Genomic DNA, 22,791 nt, shown 5'->3' with positions numbered 1-22,791 from the left:
GATATATTTTAGAAATTATTCCATTATTTTAAATTTTACTTACGGCAACACTTAAACTTTGGACAAACAAATCACCATCAGTCATGCGCAGCGAGCTGATGTCTCTAATATGCAATTATCTTGAGTTGCACCAGTACCAGAAAACCCGGAGCCACCCACCTATCCTGTCAGATTCCCTTGAGCACTATGGAGATGAGACTCAGTATATTGTGGAAGCCGTTGCTGACACAATATACGTTTTCAGAGGCTCATCGAAATGTCCAGTGCGTGGGAATCTGACAGGATAGGTGGGTGGCTCCGGGTTTTCGTCCCCTTTACAAACAACTCCCCTATATTATTATTCCATCAGCAAGCTCCGAAACTCCGTAAAGAAGCGTCCCTGCTCTTCTTTGGTCATCTTAACCAGCATCTCCAGGCTTTCCATACTGATCCGCCCAGCTGAGAACAGCAGTTCCGTGTAATCCCATTTTGTATAGCCATACTGTTTTTCCCAGTCGCAGATTTTCTTCATTCCATAATAATAGCAGGTGAAATATCCAGGCGCATTCTGGTGTGCCTGTACCTGGGCGCGGGCAGTTACGCGGTCAAAGCCCAGCTCTTCTTCGTAGATTTTAACAGCATCCTCCAGTGTCGCTCCAAAATAATACAGCTGCAGGTCAACCAGGATACGGACAGAGGCATGATGACGGCGGAATGCAACGAACAGAGGGAAGAACGGGTCTTCCGCAAAGATAAAGGTAAATGCACGTTCAGTCCGGATACAGGTTCCCTCTTCCAGAGGTACACTTTTGGCTCCTATTTTTACAGTTTCCGGTATTGGATCGATCGCTGCACGGATAAACTGGACATGGTGTCCCGGATAAGTTTCGTGCATGGTATTCATCTTGATCCAGCCATCAGTAATGTTCTGATAATTATACTGATTCAGGAACATCTGGCCGCGGAGCGGTTTGACACGGAAATCACCACCCTCATAACCGCCCCAAGGGTAAGAATCCTTATAGCAAGGCGGAAGCGGAACGCACAGACAGGTTTCATCTTCCGGAAGACGTACATATTCATGAGCGACAGCGCGGGTACGTTTCAGATAATTTCTGGCACGTGTATACATTTCCTCGGCACTGTCACAAGGACCGGCATAACGGAAAAGCACATCGCTGACTTCTTTCATTGTCTTAGGAGTTCCTTCCGGAAGATCTAATTTGGAGGCGATTTCGAAGACTTCAGCACGGGTCTTTTCAATTTCTTCTTTATGCCATGCAAGCAGTTCGTCGAGAGATACACCAAGACGGTTTTTCAGAAGGCTGCGGTAAGCTTCCGGATCCATCTTGATGGTCTTTGAGAGATCATCCTTTAACAATTCTTCAGAGTCAGACTGGCAGTCAGAACCGAGTAAATCTGCCATTTCCTGAAGCTGATCGATAAAAATCTGGAAGGACTGAGATAAAGACGCAATCTGTTCTTCTGCGAAATCCGGGAAATATTCATTTAACAGTTTCTGGTCGCGCTGCATATCCAGCCTTGCGCGGGCGAAGGCAGAAGAAAGGGAAGCTTCATTTTCGCCGTATTGTGTGTGGATCAGATTAAGGATCAAATCCTGATTTTCATGGAATGCCTGTAATTTTCTGGTTAGGACATCGAGACGTACTTCATTAGAACGTCTGTCACAGCGAGCGACTTCCTGAAGATAATAGACAAAATCCAGGAGAGGTGCTTCCGGACTGTGTTCTTTTTCTTCGATGGTAAATTTAAGAGAATCCAGGAAGTCTTTCAGATGATGCTTCACCAGACGATAGACATTGTCCGGTGCATCCAGGTTTTCAACCTGTGTTTTTAAATCGTTCCATTTTTCACGGACCGACCTGATCTTTTCGGGAGTCGGGAGAAAAAGGATCTTTTCAAAAGAACGGTGGCTTTCGAGTTGGTCATGCAAAATGGCAAGTTCTCTGTCAAGTTCGCGGTAAGTATTGGTTAAGTCAGTATTTTTCATAAGTAAATAGCGCTCTCCTTTTTTAGAAATTTGTTCTGATTGTATCTTACCGCAGAAAATGTCAAATGAAAAGTGAAAAAAATGACGTTGTATTTGATCTTTTTATTTCAAAAATTGAACAGCTTTTGCGTGAGAGAAAGTAAAAAATATTTCACTTGGAAAATGAAGAGTTTCCGGGAAAGAGCGTATACTTTCCGGAAAACTCGTGCTAAAATAAGGATAATAATGTTCCGAACAGGAGGCAGGCAAAAATATGGGGAAAGTATTTAATACAACAGCTGTATGTATTCCGGAAAAACATTATATGGTAGATATCACTGAACGCCTGAATCAGATTAAAGCACTGGTAGATGAAGGGAAATATTTTACGATCAACAGAGCCAGACAGTATGGAAAGACGACAACGCTGTTGGCACTGAAAAAAATGCTTGAAAAAGAATATGATGTCATAATGATGGATTTTCAGACATTTGGAAGTGCTGATTTTGCAACGGAAAATATTTTTGCGCTGTCTTTTGCAAATACTTTTCTCAGACAGTTTAAGAAGTATGTATCAGGTATGGAGATTCCGTTAAAACAGGCAGTAGAAATGCTTGAAAAAAGTGTAAATGGAAGAGCGGGATATTTCACATTAAAACCTCTGTTTGAAGAACTTGGAGATATCTGTGAGGCCTCTGAAAAACCGATTGTTCTGATGATTGACGAGGTAGACAGCGCATCCAATAATCAGGTATTTCTTGATTTCCTGGGGCAGCTTCGTGCACAGTATATCAACCGTTTTCAGCAGAAAACATTCCAGTCTGTGATTCTGGCAGGAGTTTACGATATCAAAAATCTGCGTCATAAGATACGTCCGGACGAAGAGCACAAATATAACAGCCCGTGGAATATTGCAGCGGATTTCAAGGTAGATATGAGTTTTTCTGAAAACGAAATCGCAGGAATGCTGGAAGCTTATGAAAAAGATCATCAAACAGGTATGAATATTGAAAAGATGGCAAAGGCAATTTATGCTTATACATCCGGTTATCCGTTTCTGGTTTCAAGAATATGCCAGTTGATGGATGAAGACATCAGTACAGAAGAAAAATATGGCTCGAAGACGGCTGCCTGGACAGATGCCGGATTTCACGAAGCAGTGAAACTGCTTCTGGCAGAAAAAAACACATTATTTGAATCGCTGAGTGAAAAGCTATCCAGTTATCCTGAATTAAATGAAATGCTTTATACTCTGCTTTTTACGGGGAAAGCAATTGCATATAATTATTATGAGCCGTCGATCAGCATTGCAACGATGTTTGGGTTTGTGAAAAATCAGAATGGTGTAATGGCGATTGCAAACCGTCTGTTTGAGACCTGGCTGTATAATCTGTATCTGTCAACATCAGAAATGCAGAGTAAAAAGATTTATTCGGCAGCACTTCTGGATAAGAACCAGTTTATTATGGATGGACGCCTGAATATGAGGCTTATATTAGAAAGATTTGTAGTTCATTTTAATGATCTGTATGGAGAGCGGGAGCAGACTTTTGTTGAAGAAGAAGGAAGAAAATATTTTCTGTTATATCTGCGGCCGATCATCAATGGCACAGGCAATTATTATATTGAAGCCAGAACACGAGGACAGAAAAGAACAGATGTGATCGTGGATTATCTGGGCGAACAGTATGTTATTGAAATGAAAATATGGCGTGGGAAAGAATATAATGAACGGGGTGAAAAGCAATTGGTTGAATATCTGGATGCTTATCATACTTCGACAGGATATCTGCTTAGTTTCAATTTCAATAAGAATAAAGAGACAGGAGTTCATGAAATTGTTCTCGGAGATAAAAAAATTATAGAAGCCGTTGTATAAAAGCTGTTGATTACAGATTACCTGAGAACCAATAATATGAAAAGCAGGACAGATAAAAAGATTCGCGTGTCGACTTATGTCCCTTTCTGTGATATGATAATCAAGAGATTATTATGAGCAGAAAGGGGCATTTTTTCGATGGCAGCAACATCTGAAAATAAGCCAAAACAATATATATCTGTCGGGATCCTGGCGCATGTGGATGCCGGAAAGACGACGCTTTCGGAAGGAATCCTTTATCTTACCGGTCAGATCAGGAAGCTTGGAAGAGTTGACCACGGAGATGCGTTTCTGGACACGTATACGCTGGAGAGAAGCAGGGGGATTACCATTTTTTCCAAGCAGGCGAATTTTGCACTTGGAGACAAGCAGGTGACTCTTCTTGATACACCGGGGCATGTGGACTTTTCAGCAGAAATGGAGCGTACCCTGCAGGTTCTTGATTATGCAATTCTGGTTGTCAGCGGAGCGGACGGTGTGCAGGGGCATACACGAACCCTGTGGAATCTTCTTGCAAGATATCAGGTCCCGACCTTTATTTTCATAAATAAGATGGATCAGGACGGTACGGACAGACAGGACAGACTTGTTGAATTAAAGCGGAAGCTCAGCGGAGAGTGTGTGGATTTTACAGAAGTTGGTGAAGAATTTCTGGAAGAGCTGTCTATGTGCGACGAGACGGTAATGGAAAGCTATCTGGAAAATGGAGAGATCACGGCGAGCCAGATTCAGACGCTGATCCGGGAACGAAAGGTATTTCCATGCTATTTCGGTTCAGCACTGAAGCTGGAAGGTGTGCAGGAATTATTGGACGGACTGGAAAAATACATGGACGGACCGGTAAGCGGGACGCATGCTGAAGAAGCTTTTGGAGCGAAGGTATATAAGATATCCAGAGATCCACAGGGCAGCCGTCTGACACATATGAAGATCACAAACGGAGTACTGAAGGTCAAAGAGATCCTGGAATATATGGCGGAGGAAGAACCTCTGGAGGAGAAAGTCAACCAGATCCGGATTTATTCCGGGGATAAGTACGAGATGGTGCAGGAAGCAGAAAAAGGCTGTATCTGTGCTGTGACAGGACTTACCCGGACTTATCCGGGACAGGGGCTTGGGATGCAGCAAAGTTCGTCGGCACCGATACTGGAGCCGGTTCTGAATTACCGGGTGGAGCTGCCGGAAGGCTGTGATGTGCACCGGATGCTGCAGAATTTCAGACAACTGGAGGAAGAAGATCCGATGCTCCGCGTGGTCTGGAATGAAGAGGCAGGAGAAATCCAGGTCCAGCTGATGGGCGAAGTGCAGACGGAGATTCTGCAAAGCCTTGTAAAAGAACGGTTTGACGTGGATATTTCCTTTGGAAGTGGAAATATTGTTTACAAAGAAACGATTAAAAATACAGTTGAAGGAGTAGGGCATTTTGAGCCGTTGCGTCATTATGCGGAAGTGCATCTGATACTGGAACCGGGAGAGCCGGGAAGTGGAATCTCGATCGATACGATCTGCAGTGAGGATGTGCTGGACAAGAACTGGCAGCGACTGATCCTGACGCATGTGCTGGAAAGAGAGCACCGGGGAGTTCTGACAGGATCGGTCCTTACTGATGTGAAGATCACACTTGCCAGTGGACGTGCACATCTGAAGCATACAGAGGGCGGAGACTTCCGCCAGGCGGTGTACCGTGCGATCCGCCAGGGACTGATGCAGGCGGAGAATGTACTGCTTGAACCGTATTATGCGTTTCGTCTGGAAATTCCGTCAGAGATGACAGGCCGTGCACTTACGGATATTCAGCGGATGAATGGAGAATTTGACGGACCGGAGACGGAAGATGATATGGCAGTGATCACCGGAAGTGCACCGGTGTCTGAAATGCAGGATTATCAGAGAGAAGTAACCACATACAGCAGAGGAAGAGGGAAACTGTTCTGTACGCTGAAGGGATATTTTCCATGCCATAATCAGGACGAAGTTGTAGAGGCGATTGGTTACGATCCGGAGCGGGATGTGGAGAATCCGACGGGCTCTGTATTCTGTGCTCATGGAGCAGGATATAATGTACCGTGGCAGGAAGTGCCGGAACATATGCATATTGAGGCACAGCTTCCGAAGATCCTGGAAGAGCGGAAAAGGCTGGCAGGAGAGACAGAAAAAAGTCTGGATGAGACTGTACCGGTAAATTTACGCAAGGAGAAAAGCGGATCAGCAGAAGCAGCAGCCAGAGGCGGCAGGCATTATGCGCGTAATGCCAGAGAAGACAGGGAGCTGGAAGAGATTTTTATCCGGACTTATGGACGGGTAGAGCGAAAAGCTGATCGTCTTCCAAAGACTGTGACTGCAGGGAAAACGCCAAAAGCAAAGAAAGATGAAGAAGGCGTACAGGAATATTTGCTGGTAGATGGTTATAATGTTATTTTCGCATGGGATGATCTGAAAGAACTGGCAAAAGAGAATATTGAAGCAGCAAGAAATAAACTGATGGATGTGCTTTGCAATTATCAGGGGTTTAAGAACTATCCTCTGATCCTGGTATTTGATGCCTACAAGGTTGAAGGCGAAGCAATGGAAATTTTCAAATACCATAACATTCATGTTGTGTATACAAAAGAAGCTGAGACGGCGGATATGTACATTGAAAAGGTAGTACATGAGGTCGGAAGAAAGTATCATGTGACGGTAGTTACATCAGATGGTGTGGAGCAGGTGATTACACAGGGACAGGGAGGTACGATCATATCTTCCCGGGAGTTCCTGGAAGAGGTGAAGATCGTGAACCGGCAGATTCGGGAAGAATGGGAGCTTCACAAAGAGAGTGCGAAAAATTATCTGTTCGATCATATGGACAGGGAGCTTGCCGGTCATATGGAAGAGGTCCGCATGGGCCGGAAAGAATTGGGTGAGAGAGCAAATGATCAATAAAGAGGAATTTCTGAAAACCTGTAATCTGACAGAGGATGACCTTACGGCTGCCCGGATTTCCTGGGAGGAGCTGACAGAGATCTATGAAGATTATATGTCAAAAACGAAATTGTTCCGTCATCTGGGAAAAGAATTTGTAGATGAATATATCTATGATATTGAGCGGGCAGGGATCCATTCCTATCGTTACAGGACCAAGAATCCAATGCACCTTCTGGAAAAGATCATCCGGAAGCGGAAAGAAAATTATGCAAAATTTGAACATATCAACAAATCGAATTACCACAAATACATCACAGATTTGATTGGTATCAGGGTTTTCTTCCTTTACCGGGAAGACTGGATCCATTTTCATAAGTTCATCACTTCGATGTTTGAAAATGATCCGAAAAATTATATAGAGGACAGGCTGCGGGACTTTGATGAGGATCCGGAGCACTTCTATATCGCAGAACGTCCAAAAGTATACAAGCGTTCCGGGGATACGAGGATTTATGACAGTACGCAGATTGAAGTGCGGACAGGCGGGTATTACCGTTCACTGCATTATATCATCAAGTATCACGGATACTATCTGGAAATCCAGGGCAGAACGCTTTTTGAAGAAGGATGGAGCGAGATCGACCATGATATTGTGTATCCGTACTATAAGGATGATGAGATGCTGACGGAGTTTTCCGGACTGCTGAACCGGCTTTCGGGGATGGCAGATGAGATGAGTTCGTATTTCAGGAAGATGAAAAAACTCAGAGAAGAAGAACCGGATAAAAAAATAAAGGATCTCTTATAAAAAATTAAAAATAAAAAGCAAAAGACGTTCAAAACAAAAGAAAATAAAGTGTTGCAAAATTAGTTTGACAAATAAAACTTGTCTAATTATAATTACACCCATATTAAATGCGACGGGGCATAACAAAAAGTTATGTTCCGTTTGTTTTATATACTGGGAAATTGCATTTCAAAGTATATAAAAACAGAAAGGTCAAATGCAAAGAGGCATAGCTGCAGAAAATTGCGGTTATGCTTTTTTTCATTTTACCTTTTCTAAAAATACAAATAGGGAGGGATTTTCGTGAAAAAGTATATTGCGAAAAGAATGTTTGTTTCAATCGTTACCATCCTGATTATTCTTTTGCTGCTCTTTTGCATGCTGCAGTTCATGCCAGGTTCACCGTTCAATGATGAAAAGCTGTCAGAGGCTCAGGTACAGGTGCTGAATCAGAAATACGGACTGGATCAGCCGATCGTTGTACAGTTTGTAAATTATGTAAAAAATGTTGTGAAAGGTGATTTCGGAGTATCTTACAGTATTTCAAAAAATACAGATATTTCCAAGCTCCTGAATACAAGACTTCCGGTAAGCTTCCGGATTGGTGGTCAGGCCGTTGTGTTTGGAGCGATTATCGGGATCATGCTTGGAATTGCGGCGGCATTGAAAAGCGGAACCTGGATTGATTCAATCTGTACGATCGTTTCCGTGTTAGGTGTCAGTCTTCCGTCTTATGTATTTGCACTTGCAATGGCATATTTTCTGGGATACCGGGCAAATATTTTCCCGCTTTTATATAATTCCGCAGAAGCATTTGCTTCATCGGTAATGCCAACGATTGCACTGGCGATGTTCTCTATAGCAACCGTTGCAAGATTCACCAGAACAGAGCTTCTGGAAGTTCTGGACAGTGATTACATGCTTCTGGCAGAGAGCAAAGGAATTACGGGAAGAACGCTGATCGTAAGGCACGCACTTCGAAATGCTCTGATTCCGATCATTACCGTTCTTGCACCGCTGGTTGTCGATCTGATGATTGGTTCCCTTGTTATTGAAAAGATTTTTTCCATACCGGGAATCGGAAGTCTGATGGTAACGGCAATTCAGTCCAATGATTATAATGTGACGATAACCATTGCATTTATTTACAGTGTGATGTATATCGTTCTGATGCTGGCAGTCGATATCCTTTACGGTGTGATCGATCCGAGAATCAGACTTGCGAAGGAATAGGAGGCGACTGGAATGTTGAGAAAGAAAAAAGTACAGATGACAGAAACCGCATCGGCGCCAGTACCGGTGACCGACGTGGAAGAATATTTAAAAGGAATCCGGTTTCAGGAAGATGATTTTGAATTTCAGCATATGGACGAAGATCTGATTGATACAAACTTTGCAAGTCAGAGCTTCTGGAAGGATGCTTATATGAGATTCAAGAAGAACAAAGGTGCTGTAATCAGTTTCTTTTGTATCCTGCTGATTATCCTTTTGGCAATCGTCGGACCGAACATGACACCGTACACATACGCAACGCAGGATATTAAGAATCAGAATCTTGCACCAAGAGTTCCGGGACTTGAGAAACTCGGAATCCTGGATGGAAGCGAGACGGTTAAGGCTTCCGGTGTGGCAAAGAAGATCAACAAATACATAAGCAATAAAAAGACGGATGTGTATTACTGGTTCGGAAGTGATTCACTTGGACGTGACATCTGGACAAGAACATGGACCGGAACCAGAATCAGCTTGTATATCGCAGTCGTTGCGGTACTGGTGGATATGCTCTTCGGACTCAGCTATGGACTGATCTCCGGATATTTCGGCGGAAAAGTCGATATGGTCATGCAGAGGATCGTGGAAATAGTGAACAGTATACCGACTCTGGTGGTTGTTACGCTGATGATGCTGGTACTCAGTCCCGGACTTACTTCGATCACGGTGGCGCTCATCGTTACCGGATGGATCGGAATGAGCAGGATTGCAAGAGCAGAGATGCTGAAGCTGAAGGAACGGGAATTTGTACTTGCATCAAGAACACTCGGAGCAGGCAGTTTCCGAATTATTTTCAGTGAAATCTTTCCGAATATTTTCGGACCGGTCATCACACAGACCATGTTTTCCATTCCACATGCGATTTTTACAGAAGCGTTTCTGGCATTTATCGGACTGGGTGTTCCGAGCCCGCTTGCATCTCTTGGAACCATGATCTCAGACGGATATAAGAATTTTACAACGCATCCATATCAGATTGTGTTCCCACTGGTTGTTATGTCGCTTCTGATGCTCAGCTTCACACTCTTGGCAGACGGACTCAGAGAAGCGCTGGATCCGAAAATGAAAGAAATGTAGGAGGGATGAAAATGGCAGAACGTGAAAAAATACTGGAGGTTCGTGATCTCTCCATATCATTTAAAACAACAGCAGGAAATGTCAATGCCATCCGTGGCGTAAATTTAGATCTCTACAGGGGGGAGACAGTTGCGATCGTCGGAGAATCAGGTTCAGGAAAGTCGGTAACAGCAAAAGCGGCGATGGGGATTCTGGCAAAAAACGGACAGGTAAACAGTGGATCGATCAAATTTACTTATACAAGAGAAGACGGAGAAAAGGTCAGCTGTGACATTTTGAAAATGCAGAAGAAAGAAATCCGTGAACATATCAACGGAAAAAGAATTGCGATGGTATTCCAGGATCCGATGACCTCGTTAAATCCGCTGATGACGATCGGAAAGCAGATCATGGAGGGAATGATCTGGCATTATAAGACACCGAAAGAGGAAGCTTATAAAAAAGCAGTGAAGCTTCTGGAGCTGGTTGGAATTACCGATGCCGAGAAGCGGATGAAGAATTATCCACACCAGCTTTCCGGTGGAATGCGCCAGAGAGTGGTGATAGCGATCGCACTTGCCTGTAACCCGGAGCTGCTGATCTGTGATGAACCGACAACAGCGCTGGATGTGACGATCCAGGCAAAGATCCTGGAGCTGATCCGAAATATCCAGAAAAAGACCGGAATTTCTGTTATTTATATTACCCATGATCTGGGAGTTGTTGCAAAGGTTGCAGATTATGTCAACGTTATGTACGCGGGAAAAATCGTGGAAAAGGGAAGCATCGATGAAATATTTTATGATCCGAAGCACCCGTATACCTGGGGACTTTTATCAGCAATGCCGGATCTTAATACAGCAGACAGCAGACTTTTTACCATACCGGGAAGTCCGCCGAATCTGCAGAAACCGGTGTGCGGAGATGCATTTGCACCGCGAAATAAATATGCGCTCAAGATTGATTCAAGGGTAGAACCGCCAATGTTCAAAATCAGTGATTCCCATTTCGCGGCGACATGGCTTTTGCATCCGCTTGCACCGAAGGTAGAAATGCCGGAGGAACTGAAGAAAAGGATCATCCGGATGAAGGAGGAAGCGGCAGTATGACAGAGACAAAAAGAGAGCCACTCCTGAAAGTAGAAGGGCTGAAACAGTATTTTAAAGTAAATAAAAAGTTTACCGTAAAGGCAGTCGATGACGTAAGCTTTGAGATTTATCCGGGAGAAACTTATGGTCTTGTCGGTGAATCCGGATCCGGAAAATCAACGATCGGGAGATCCTGCATCCGGCTTTATAAGCCGACAGATGGAAAAATTACATTTGAGGGCATGGATTGCTCAGGAAAACTTTCTAAAGCGGATGAGAAAAAATTAAGAGTAGATATGCAGATGATCTTCCAGGATCCGATGGAATGTCTGAATCCGAGAAAAAAAGTATCGGATATCATCGGACAGGGGCTGGACATCCATCATATGTATAAAAGCTTTGACGACAGAAATGATAAAATTGCAGAAATACTGGAAAAGGTTGGACTTACCCCGGAGCATGCAACAAGATATCCGCATCAGTTTTCCGGAGGACAAAGACAGAGAGTCGGGATCGCAAGAGCGCTGGTGATGAATCCGAAACTGATCATTGCGGATGAATGTATCTCGGCACTTGATGTGTCGATCCAGGCACAGGTGGTAAATCTGATGAAAGATATCCAGCAGGAGACACAGACAGCTTATTTGTTTATTGCACATGACCTTTCCATGGTGAAATATATTTCGGACAGGATCGGGGTGCTTCATCTGGGACATCTGGTAGAAACCGGAACAACAGAGGAGATCTTTGAAAATCCGGTACATCCGTACACGAAGAGCCTGATTTCCGCTATTCCGCAGCCAAACCCGTGTGTGGAAAAGAACCGGACATCACTGCATTACGATTATGAAACCAGTGGAATTGATTATAACAAAGGAATCTTAAGAAAAGTAGAAGGTACACATTTTGTACGTTCTACAGAAGAGGAATTCGATTCCTGGGTATTACACTGATATCAGACTTTCTTATTCCATAGGAAATTCCAAAGGAACTTCCTATGAAACAAAAGGCACTGCGTGCCGGAGATGCGCACTCGCACGAAGATGAAGAATGTCGCAAGCGGTCTACGCTCCGCTTCGGTCGTTGCTTAACGAGCGTCACTGGCGCTCAGCAACGTGCTCGGCGCGAGAATGTGCCTTGGCACATTCTTTTTACAGATAAGAGAGTTTCGATAAATATATTTTTGGAGGTAGGATTATGAAAAACTGGAAAAAAGCAGCAGCAATGGCTGTGACCGCATCCCTGTGTATAACTGCACTTGCCGGATGCGGTGGCAGCTCGAAAACCGAAGAAAAAACAGATAGTACCGAAAAGAAAAGCGCGTCAGATAATACGTTGCATTATCAGATCGGTGTAGCAATTGATTCGCTGAACCCACAGCTTGCAAATGACGGAACCTCATTTTCAGTACTGGCGCAGTGTATGGAAGGTCTTTATACCAAAGATGAAGACGGAAATGCAATTCTTGCGGCAGCGGAAAGTGTAGATAAGTCAGATGATGGACTTACTTATACATTTAAGCTTCGTGATGATGCAAAATGGTCCGATGGATCCGATGTGACAGCAGATGATTTCGTATATGCATGGCAGACACTGGCAGATCCGAATACAGGAAGTGAGTATCAGTTCTTTGTACAGACGGCGTGTCTTCTGAATGCGGATGATATTGTGGCAGGAAATAAACCAGTGACAGATCTTGGTGTAGAGGCAGTGGATGACAAAACTCTGAAGGTTACACTTTCTTCCCCTTGTGCCGTGTTTGAAAGTCTGATGACTTTCCCGAGCTTCTTACCTGTAAAACGTGATTTTGCACAGGAAGCAGGAGATAATTTTGCAACATCAGCAGATACGATCCTCTGCAATGGTGCATTTAAGATCACAGATTACGAACCATCTGCAATGACGATCAAGGCAGAGAAAAATGATGATTATTATGATGCAGGTGATGTAAAATTAGACGGTGTAGAATGGCAGGTTATCCTGGATAACCAGACAGCAGCAATGTCTTATGAATCAGGAGATCTGGATGTAGTAACCCTGACCGGAGATCTGATCGAACAGTATCAGGATGATGAAAACTTCAGCACTTCCCAGGATGGATATATGTGGTATATTTCTCCGAACACAGAAGTAAAAGAGCTTGCAAATGAAAATATCCGTCTGGCTCTTGCAAAATCTTTTGATAAAGAGGCAGTTACAGATACTCTTCTGAAAGACGGCTCTACACCGGCTGATTACATTGTGGCAGAAAATCTTGCAGTAAGTCCGGATGGTACAGAATTCCGTAAACAGGCAGGAACCTATGATAACTGGACCTATGATGTAGATGCTGCAAAAGAATACTGGAGCAAGGGACTTTCTGAACTGGGAATCGATTCTCTTGAACTGGAGCTTGTAACAGAAGACAGTGACTCTGCACAGCAGGTGGCACAGTTCCTGCAGAATGAATGGCAGACAAACCTGGAAGGACTTACCGTATCAATCAAGGTTGAACCGAAGAAAGCACGTCTGGAAGATATGCAGAACGGAAACTACCAGCTTGGTCTTACAAGATGGGGACCAGACTACGCAGACCCGATGACAGATCTTGACTGCTTCATCACAGGAAGCTCAACCAACTATGGTCGTTACAGCAATACAGAATATGATGATACGATCGACTCAGCAAAATATGGTGAGCTTGCCCTGGATACAGAAGCAAGATGGAATGCGCTGGTTGACTGCGAGAAGATGCTTGCAGATGACTGTGTGGTATTCCCAATCTATCAGCAGTCAATTGCCCGGATGATCAGTCCGAATGTCAGTGGAATTTATTTCTACAGTACAGGATCGAACTATTCATTTAAGTATGCGGAGAAGAAATAGAAGGTTCTTATTTGCAGTAAGAAATTCTGAGGGAACTTCGGGAAGAGAAAATAGAAAAATAGTATATTTTGCCAGCAATGTAAAAATTGCTGGCAATTTTTTGATATTGTACCATTCGTAGAACAGTATGTTACAAATTTTTCAGTTGCGAGAAATTTTTTTAACATCTATAATAAAAATGCCGACTATTATCGAGAGAGGAGAGAGTACGTTAATGCAGAAGAAAAAATGGCATGTATTAATTGTGGATGATGAACTTAGGATAGGAACTCTTATAAACAAATTGATTCATTGGGATGAATTTAATCTGGAGTGTGTAGATGTAGTCGATAATGGAGAAAAAGCGTTCGAGATTATACAAAGTGACAGGTGTCCGGATATCGTTCTGACGGACATTCGTATGCCGAAGATCAGTGGACTGGATCTGATCAGGATGACAAGAGAACATCACAGGGATGTGAAGTTTATTGTGATCAGTGGATATAAAGAATTCGAGTATGCACAGCAGGCACTGCAATATGGTGTCGAGGATTATCTGCTTAAGCCGATCAATGAAGAAGAACTGAATCATGTTATGGGGAAAATTTCAGAAAAATTAAATGAGCAGTGGGAAGCAGAGACGGAACAAAAAGCATTTAAGGAAACGGTATCTGAGAGCAGACATATCATAAAAAGAGATTTTCTGAAAAATATCATAGAAACAGAAGAACCGGAAGAAGTAGATGACCGTGTAGAATTTCAGGGGGAGATTTACCGGGGAATTGATATCAAGCTGGACTATGTGGATTACAACAGGAAAGATAAAAAGCAGGACAAGCTTACCATATCCAGAGTGGAAGAAATCGTAGAAGGAATTCTCAAAACAGAAGCGGAAGAAGTCTTAATCTGCGAGAAAGAAAATTTACATATCTATTGTCTGTTCAATTATGATTTTAATAATTCAAAGGCGATAAAGAACAGCATCAACAATATTCTTGCAGAAATCAAGGATTATCTGATGGGATTTGAACAGTATGAAGTGACAATCGGAGTCGGAACGGAAAGGAAAGAATTTGCAGAGATCCGTTTTTCGATAAAAGAAGCACACCGGGCAGTTGGAAATCGAATCAAACAAGGCGTTGGCAGGACAATTTATGCAGATACGATTCCGCGGAAACTGGGAAGAGAAGAAATTTTGTCGGAAGAACAGAAAGAATGGATCCGTACCGGTATTGAAGGATATTCCATGGAAAAGCTGGAATATTGCATCAGTCAGATATACAGCGCGTATATGACACAGGATAAATTTGATTTTTCGGAGTGCTATGACATAGCAGAAGAGATTGTCAATTACTTTTTTGATCATGTGGAGATACAGCAGGAAGAAATTGGCCGGTTAAAGAAGAAGATCCTTTCCAATTGTGAGCACTGCTATACGATCAGTGGATTGAAAAAATGTCTGAAAAGCTGTCTTGGAGGCGTTATGGAAGAAAGCAGGGAGGCGGCAGAAGCAGAATCTGTAAAACCAATCCGTCAGGCAAGAAAGTATATGGAAGAGCATTACAGTGAAAAAATTGTTCTGGAAGACCTTGCAGAAATCGTGGGACTGAATCCGGTTTATTTCAGTGTGCTGTTTAAAAAAGAGACCGGGATCAATGTCAGTGCCTATCTGCTGAATGTAAGGATGGAAAAAGCGAAAGAGCTTTTGTGCAATACCAATGAGACGATCGCGGCGATTGGAGATCGGGTAGGATATAAAGATTCCAGATATTTTAGTCAGACATTTACAAAACAGGTAGGAGTAAAACCGGTTTTGTATCGAAAACTTCATTCTTAGCGGGAGACTGATGTGATGGGATTTATTAAGAAGTTTGAAAGAGTAATTTTAGCAGACATGATTTTCAGCCTGATCGTACTGATCATGGCATTTATGGGATGGCATTCCGAGAATATTTTTATGCTGATCGCAATCGTACAGATTATACTGGTCGATTATCTGGTGATCGTGATTGTTTATCCGCTTCAGATTTTCTCAAAGAATTTAGACAGTTTTAATGAGATGGATTTTGAAAAAGAAGAGATGGGGATACCGACATCGGGTATTCCATTTGAAAAACAGGTATACAGGCTGGTAAATCAGTATGCTGCCTGCAAAACAAGAAAAAATAATGCACAGATTCTGAATAAACAGACAGAACTGACTGCATTGCAGAGCCAGATTAATCCGCATTTTTTATATAATACGCTGGAGTGTATCAGAGGACAGGCACTGATTGACGGCAATATGGAAATTGCCAAAATGGTAGAAGCTTTGTCGGCATTTTTCAGGTATAGCATTAGCCGGAAAGGGAATCTGGTAACGCTCCGTGATGAACTGGCGAATATTGAGAATTATATGCTGATCCAGAGATACCGTTTTAATAACCGATTCTCAATGGAAGTAGTCATAGATGAGGAAGATGAAGAGGCATATAATTTTATGATACCGAGGCTGATCATTCAGCCGATCGTGGAAAATGCAATTTTCCATGGTCTTGAAGAAAAACTGGAAGGCGGAAAGGTTACGATAGAAGTGATCGTTACAGATCAGAATTTAATTCTCACAATTTCTGATAATGGAAAGGGAATGGACAGTAAGAAACTAAAAGAATTAAATGCCAGAATCCAGATGGATAATGTGGATCTGGATGAGGAAGAGAAACGTAATCACCGGAATACCGGAATTGCGCTTCCAAATATTCATAAAAGGATTCGTCTTCTCTTCGGAGAAGAATATGGTGTAAATGTATACAGTACAGTTGGACAGGGAACGGACGTGGAGATTACGATTCCGGTAAATGATAAAAATAGCCAGGGGATTATTGATGAAAAAAGAATTACTAAGAATTAATCACTTAAATTGTACATATACCCCAACAAGAAAGCTCGAGAATGTGTCGTTTTGTATTCTGGAAGGAGAATGCATAGGATTTCTCGGGCTTACTTATTCTGGGAAAGATTTACTTTCCGGTGTTTTGAGGGGGAAACTTACGGAAGGAAAAAGAGTCGGAACGATTTATATAGATGGACAGAAAATAGATGACTGGGAGATTCTTAACCAAAAGATATACTGCCTTCGTCCGGATAATTATATTATTGAAGACTGGACGGTAGCAGAATATCTGTGTCTTGTAGATTCGGGATGGTCAGGAGCATTCTGGAGAAGAAGCAGGTTAGAAGAAGAGGCAGAAGAACTGTTTTCTGAATTTGATCTGATGATTGAGGTATCAGAACGGATGAAGAAGCTTTCGGAAAGTGAAAAGCGAATTGTGGATATTGTAAAAGCATATCGGCAAGGTGCGAAGATTGTGATTATTGAAGATGAATTTGAGGGAATGAGTCAGGATGACATTATAAAATTCGGAAAGATTATGCACCGGCTGATAGCGGGAAAAATGGGCGTGATCATTAACAGTAATTCTAATTTCATATCATCTGCATTGTCTGATAAATATGTGATATTCAATAAAGGACATATCGTAAAAAAATGTGCACGGGAGTACATAAAAACAGAAGAACAGCTGGAACAGTATTTGTTGGGAAATAGTGAAGTGTCAGCAAAAAGCAATGTTTTTGCAGGCACAGAATCTCCGGGATATGACGATGATGTGGTATACCGGGTCAGAAATCTGAAAATCCGTAAAGATTATAAAGAAACATTCGATTTTATAAAGGGAGAAGTTGTTACGATTCTTGTGCAGGGACGAAGAGAAAAGGAACAGATTTTTCTGACATTATCCGGACGCGAACAAAGCGGGGATACATATTATATACTTAACGGAAAACGTCATGAAAATATGGACTGTTATGAAATTGCAGGGGAAAAGATAGTATCGATCCGTGCACTTGGAAGCCGGGAAGAAGTATTTGAACATATGACTGTAGAAGAAAATCTTATGCTGCCATCACTCAAAAAGATTTCTTTTTGGGACTATCTAAGAACCTCCAGAGGAATCCGCAAGATGATGCTGGAAGAATTGGGAGAAGAGCAGAACATAAAAAATATCAAAATGGAAGAACTTGGAAGCAATGAAAGAATCCGCATGACGCTTGAGAGGTGGTATATTTTTAACCCGAATGTGTTGATCTTGTTTGAACCTTTTGCCTTATGTGATGCAAATAATGTGGCAGTAGTGAAAAAATATGTCAAAAAATTCTCGAATAAGGGAACAGCAGTCGTTATTGTAAATACAAGAGAGGAATATGTGGAAGATATTTCCGATCGAATCATACGAATCAGATAATATCCTAAAAATCCTCACACTTATTCTAAATTTTTTCACATTGGAAAAGACACTTTATGATTTTATAATGTAATCATTCCAAGAGGGAACTCGAAAGACAAAGAGTAAAAGGAGGAAACGGAAATGAAAAAGAAAATTATTGGAGTACTGTTATCAGCAGCTATGGTTGCAACGATGGCAATGGGATGTGGTTCAAGCGGAAGCTCAGACTCATCAGCAAAAGCAGAAAGTGGTAAAGCTGGAAAAGCAGAAGACATGACTTTCGTTGTTGTTCCAAAATGTGTGCATGCATGGTTCGATGAAGTAAACAAAGGTGCTCAGAAAGAGGCAGATCTTCTTTCTGAACAGCTTGGAGTAGAAGTTAAGATTGATTACCGTGCTCCAGAATCAGCAGAAGTATCTGCACAGAACTCAACACTGGAACAGGCATCAGCAACAAACCCGACAGCAATCCTGCTTGACCCGGTTGACTATGACGGAAGTGCTGATATCATCAAAGAAATCCAGGACAGAAATATTCCGGTTATCTTATTTGATGCTCCTACACCAGAAGGAAGCGGACTTACATCAGTAGGTAACGATTTCGCAGAACAGGCAACAATCGCTGTTGATATGCTTGTTGAAAAGATGGGAACAAAAGGAAAAGTTGCAGTTATGCAGGGTGCTCCGACAGCTCCTAACCATGCTGAAAGATATCAGGCTCACTTAGATGCACTTGCTAAATATCCGGATATCGAAGTAATCGATGGTGGTATTGACAATGACAACGTTGAAACAGCTCAGTCTCAGGCAGCAGCGGTACTTGCGGCAAATCCTGACCTTACAGGATACCTTAACTGTGATGCATGCGGATCTGGTGTTGCAGCAGCAATCGAAGAAAAAGGTATGCAGGACAAAGTAACATTCGTAGCAATGGACAACCTGATTGAAATTCTTGATTATGTTAAGACAGGAACAATCACAGCTACATCTTCAACACTTCCACAGGAACAGGGAATGTACGCAGTGCTGATGGCATATCAGGCATCTCAGGGAATGCCACTTCCGGCAAATGTTGATACAGGAATCGGACGTATCACATCAGAAAACATTGATGAATGGATCGAAACCGTTAGCGCTAAATAGTAAAAGTGAAAAAGATTTAGAATGACTATTAAGCGGGGACTTGTAACTCGATATACTCAAGTTGCTCGTCCCCGCTTTTTGAGTGAGGAGCATATCTATGAAAATATTAGAGGCGAAAAATATTACAAAGATGTTTCCGGGAGTTATCGCCCTGGATTCAGTAGATGTAGCCTTTGAACCAGGAGAAATTCATGCGATCATCGGAGAAAACGGAGCGGGAAAAAGTACACTGATCAAATGTCTTACCGGAGTATATGAACCGGAAGAAGGAGAAGTTCTGATCGGTGGCGAAAATGCGATGAAGAATAAAGCACTTTTCGACAAGATTGCATACGTCCCACAGGAAATTGACCTGTTTGGATATATGTCTGTTGCTGAAAATTTATTTATTCCGTATGAAAAATCAGGGATCAAAGGAACTGTAAATCAAAAGGAAATTGAGGAACGGGCAATTCCGATTCTGGAAAAATTCTCAATTCCTGTAAAACCGAATGAGCTGGTAAAGGATATATCTATTTCTTCACAGCAGCTGTTACAGATTGCCCGTGCAACCGTACATGAAGATTATGAAGTGTTGATGCTTGACGAGCCGACAACCAGTCTGACAAGCAGGGACACAGAAATTTTGTTTGATATAGTAGAGAAAATAAGAAAAGAAAATAAGGCAATTATTTTCATTTCACATAAATTGGAAGAAATCTTCCAGCTTGCAGATGTAATTACGGTATTCCGTAATGGTAAGAAAGTTGCATACTCAGAGATCAAGGATGTAGATACCGGATGGGTTATCAAACAGATGACCGGCCGTGAACTGGATCAGAATGAACGTTTCTACTCCACAAAGGTATCAGATGAGGTGCTGCTGGAAGTTGACGGACTTACAGGAGAAAAATTTACAAATGTAAGTTTCAAGCTGAAAAAAGGAGAAATCCTTGGATTTTCAGGACTGGTCGGTGCGGGACGAAGTGAAGTAATGCAGGCAATCTTCGGATATCTGCCAGTGTATAAAGGATCCGTTAAGCTGGACGGAGAGGACTGGAAATTAGGAGATACCAATTATTCCGTTAAACATGGATTTATCTACCTGCCGGAGGAACGCAAAAAACAGGGAATTTTACCGGTGCTTTCTATCAGAGATAATATTTCAGTTTCTGTTCTTGATGAACTGAAAAGTGGAATCAGTATTTCCAGAAAGAAAGAAAATGAGCTGGCAAAAAATGTCATAGAGACGTATGACGTAAAGACACCAGGGGCAGATAAAGAAATCCAGTTCCTGTCAGGTGGTAATCAGCAGAAAGTCATTATCGGACGTGCGATGGCATGCAAGCCAAAGCTTCTGGTATTTGATGAGCCGACAAAGGGAATTGATGTAGGAACGAAAACGGAGATTTATCGTCTCATGAAGAAGCTTGCAGAAGAAGAGGGGATCGGAATTATCATGATTTCATCTGAGATGGAAGAGATTAAGAAGTGCTCGAACAGAGTTATTGCAATGTATGAAGGCAGGATCGCCGGAGAATTCGATGAGTACACAGAGCAGCAGGCTATTCTTGGAGCAATTATTGGTGTAGATTCTTAGATGAAAGAGGAAGTTTAATTATGAGTAAAGAAAATACAAAACAAAAATCTGGAAATGCATTTATCAGTGCATTAAAGAAAAGTAATATGACAGCGATGGCGGCAATACTGGTGGTTATGATTATTATTGCAAGTATTGTGTCACCATACTTCTTAAATGTGTATAACTTACAGTCTGTACTTCGAGATCTGGCATTTGTCGGCATGATCGGTATTGCGCAGTCACTGCTTTTGTTAGTTGGAGAACTGGACTTATCTGTAGGTAAGATTGCCTGCCTGTCTGGTATCTTAACAGGTATGTTAATGGTAAATGTAGGATTAAACCCATGGCTTTGCCTGGTAATCGGATTAATTCTCGGACTTATTTTTGGATTTATCAACGGTATTATCATCACACGTCTCCGTCTGAACTCTATGGTTGCTACAATCGGTATGCAGGGTGTATATGGTGGTATCAACCTGGTTATCACAAAAGGTAAAGCAGTTACCGGTATTCCGTCTGATACACAGGCACTTGGAAAACAGTCTGTCGGACCAATTCCGATTCCGTTCATTATCTGTATTATTGTATTGATCTTAATCTTATTCATGGTTAAGAAGACAAAAACAGGTCGCTACATCTATGCAATTGGTAATAGTAAAGAAGCTGCTAAGATTCTTGGAATCAAAGTAGATCGCATTCGTGTTATGATCTACTCACTGGTGGGTCTTATCTCAGCACTTGCAGGTCTTCTGTATGTATGCCGTCTTGGTTCAGCCCAGACAGCAATCGGTGAAGACTGGCCAATGAACTCGATCGCAGCATCTGTAATCGGTGGTGTATCACTTACAGGTGGTGTTGGTAATCCGGCAGGAGCCCTGATCGGAGCAGCAGTCATTACAATTATCCAGAACATCATTGTACTGTTCGGTGTTAACTCTTACTGGCAGTCAGCAGTCAGCGGTATCGTTGTAGTACTTGCTATTTCCTTCAGTTCTATTTCCGATATCGTTCGTGAAAACAGACAGAAAAAGATTAAATTGAACTAAATTTTAAATGCATATAGGACTGGCAGTTTGACATGGTGCTGCCAGTCTTACGACTAAGAAGGAGGTATTTTTCAGATGAGATTGGGGTTAAACTTATCATTTGCAGTAAAACGCTGGATGGATCCGGTAAAACTGGCAAAGATGGTAAAAGAAGATTTTGGTGTGGATCACGTGCAGTTTAGCTGGGATCTGATTGATCCGTGGTGGCCGCAGAAACAGAGAGATGTCATGGTATATCAGTATAAAGATGCATTTGAAGCAGCAGGTGTCAGTATTGATGCAACATTTGGAGGACTTGCATCTTACTCTTATGCACATCTTCTTGCACCGTCAAAAGTTCAGAGAGATGTTGCATTTACCTTTTTCAAGAGAGCCATTGATATGACAGTTGAAATGGGTGCAAGTGTAATGGGAACACCGGTTGGTGGAATGGATTATGAAGATGCAAGAAACCCGGAAAGACGGGAAGAACTTTACCAGGATATGCTGAATTATCTGAGACAGCTTGCTGAATATGGCAAAGTAAAAGGTCTGAAAGAAATCCATATTGAAGCAACCCCGCTGATTACAGAATTTCCACACAGTCCGGAAGTATCTGTGAAAATGATGCAGGATCTGGAAGGTACAGATATTCCGATCAAACTGCTGGTTGACTGGGGACATGCCCTTTATAAACCACTTCTGAAAGAAGAAGCAGATATTGAACTCTGGTTTAATAAATGTGCTCCGTATATTGGATCAATCCATTTACAGCAGACAGACGGGTTGTGGGACAGACACTGGGATTTCACCCATGAAGAAGGAATTATTACACCGGAGCTTATTAAGAGAGCCACAACCGGAGCCGGACTGGATAATATTACACAGTATCTGGAAGTTGTAACTATTTTTGAAGATGATGACGATGCCGTTTATGAAGGAATGAAAAAGACAATGGATTATCTTCATAAAGAGCTTGGATGTTAAGGAGGCACAGG

At 42.2% G+C, this 22,791-nt stretch carries 16 protein-coding genes; 15 read left to right on the top strand and 1 reads right to left on the bottom strand.

Annotation, left to right across the window (positions count from 1 at the left end; all coding sequences use genetic code 11):
- Positions 1–337 precede the first annotated feature (337 nt).
- Positions 338–1,990, bottom strand: coding sequence for a DUF885 family protein (locus tag G4407_RS07305; RefSeq protein WP_173688315.1), 1,653 nt, complete (start codon positions 1,988–1,990; stop codon positions 338–340).
- Positions 1,991–2,243: 253 nt separating this feature from the next.
- Here G4407_RS07305 and G4407_RS07300 point away from each other — a divergent pair, with 253 nt between their 5' ends.
- From G4407_RS07300 to G4407_RS07230, 15 genes are all read left to right on the top strand, one after another.
- Positions 2,244–3,848, top strand: coding sequence for an AAA-like domain-containing protein (locus tag G4407_RS07300; protein WP_173688314.1), 1,605 nt, complete (start codon positions 2,244–2,246; stop codon positions 3,846–3,848).
- 138 nt (positions 3,849–3,986) lie between these two features.
- The gene (locus G4407_RS07295; protein ID WP_173688313.1) at positions 3,987–6,770 is read left to right on the top strand and encodes a translation factor GTPase family protein; all 2,784 of its coding nucleotides are present in this window, start codon (positions 3,987–3,989) and stop codon (positions 6,768–6,770) included.
- Positions 6,760–7,560 (top strand): GTP pyrophosphokinase, encoded by an 801-nt coding sequence (locus tag G4407_RS07290; RefSeq protein ID WP_173688312.1) that lies wholly within the window; start codon positions 6,760–6,762, stop codon positions 7,558–7,560. The genes G4407_RS07295 and G4407_RS07290 overlap by 11 nt, the downstream gene beginning before the upstream one ends.
- A 282-nt stretch (positions 7,561–7,842) precedes the next feature.
- Positions 7,843–8,772: an ABC transporter permease gene (locus tag G4407_RS07285; protein ID WP_173688311.1), complete on the top strand. Its 930-nt coding sequence runs from the start codon at positions 7,843–7,845 to the stop codon at positions 8,770–8,772.
- 12 nt (positions 8,773–8,784) lie between these two features.
- On the top strand, positions 8,785–9,888 hold the full coding sequence (gene opp3C / locus G4407_RS07280; protein ID WP_243259157.1) for an oligopeptide ABC transporter permease: 1,104 nt from the start codon (positions 8,785–8,787) through the stop codon (positions 9,886–9,888).
- Between the two features lie 11 nt (positions 9,889–9,899).
- A complete protein-coding gene (locus G4407_RS07275; RefSeq protein WP_173688310.1) occupies positions 9,900–10,976 on the top strand; it encodes an ABC transporter ATP-binding protein in 1,077 nt (358 codons plus the stop codon).
- Positions 10,973–11,908, top strand: a complete 936-nt coding sequence (locus G4407_RS07270) for an ABC transporter ATP-binding protein (RefSeq protein WP_173688309.1) — start codon at positions 10,973–10,975, stop codon at positions 11,906–11,908. Before G4407_RS07275 ends, G4407_RS07270 begins: the two co-directional genes overlap by 4 nt.
- Before the next feature lie 244 nt (positions 11,909–12,152).
- Entirely contained in the window at positions 12,153–13,820 is a 1,668-nt protein-coding gene (locus G4407_RS07265) for a peptide ABC transporter substrate-binding protein (RefSeq protein WP_173688308.1), read from the top strand.
- 214 nt (positions 13,821–14,034) lie between these two features.
- Complete coding sequence (locus G4407_RS07260) at positions 14,035–15,636, top strand: response regulator (RefSeq protein ID WP_173688307.1); 1,602 nt, start codon at positions 14,035–14,037, stop codon at positions 15,634–15,636.
- Between the two features lie 15 nt (positions 15,637–15,651).
- Positions 15,652–16,689: a sensor histidine kinase gene (locus tag G4407_RS07255; protein WP_173688306.1), complete on the top strand. Its 1,038-nt coding sequence runs from the start codon at positions 15,652–15,654 to the stop codon at positions 16,687–16,689.
- Positions 16,664–18,082: an ATP-binding cassette domain-containing protein gene (locus tag G4407_RS07250; protein WP_173688305.1), complete on the top strand. Its 1,419-nt coding sequence runs from the start codon at positions 16,664–16,666 to the stop codon at positions 18,080–18,082. Before G4407_RS07255 ends, G4407_RS07250 begins: the two co-directional genes overlap by 26 nt.
- Before the next feature lie 123 nt (positions 18,083–18,205).
- The gene (locus G4407_RS07245; protein ID WP_173688304.1) at positions 18,206–19,207 is read left to right on the top strand and encodes a substrate-binding domain-containing protein; all 1,002 of its coding nucleotides are present in this window, start codon (positions 18,206–18,208) and stop codon (positions 19,205–19,207) included.
- 97 nt (positions 19,208–19,304) lie between these two features.
- Positions 19,305–20,786 carry a sugar ABC transporter ATP-binding protein gene (locus G4407_RS07240; protein WP_173688303.1) on the top strand — a complete coding sequence of 494 codons (1,482 nt, stop codon included), beginning with the start codon at positions 19,305–19,307 and terminating at the stop codon, positions 20,784–20,786.
- Positions 20,787–20,806: 20 nt separating this feature from the next.
- Entirely contained in the window at positions 20,807–21,814 is a 1,008-nt protein-coding gene (locus G4407_RS07235) for an ABC transporter permease (RefSeq protein WP_173688302.1), read from the top strand.
- 75 nt (positions 21,815–21,889) lie between these two features.
- Positions 21,890–22,780 carry a sugar phosphate isomerase/epimerase family protein gene (locus G4407_RS07230; protein WP_173688301.1) on the top strand — a complete coding sequence of 297 codons (891 nt, stop codon included), beginning with the start codon at positions 21,890–21,892 and terminating at the stop codon, positions 22,778–22,780.
- Positions 22,781–22,791 lie beyond the last annotated feature (11 nt).

The sequence above is a fragment of the Allocoprococcus comes genome (assembly GCF_013300725.1).
Lineage (GTDB): Bacteria > Bacillota > Clostridia > Lachnospirales > Lachnospiraceae > Allocoprococcus > Allocoprococcus comes_A.
Note: the sequence above shows the minus strand (reverse complement) of the source record. Positions and strands in the feature narration are given on the sequence as shown.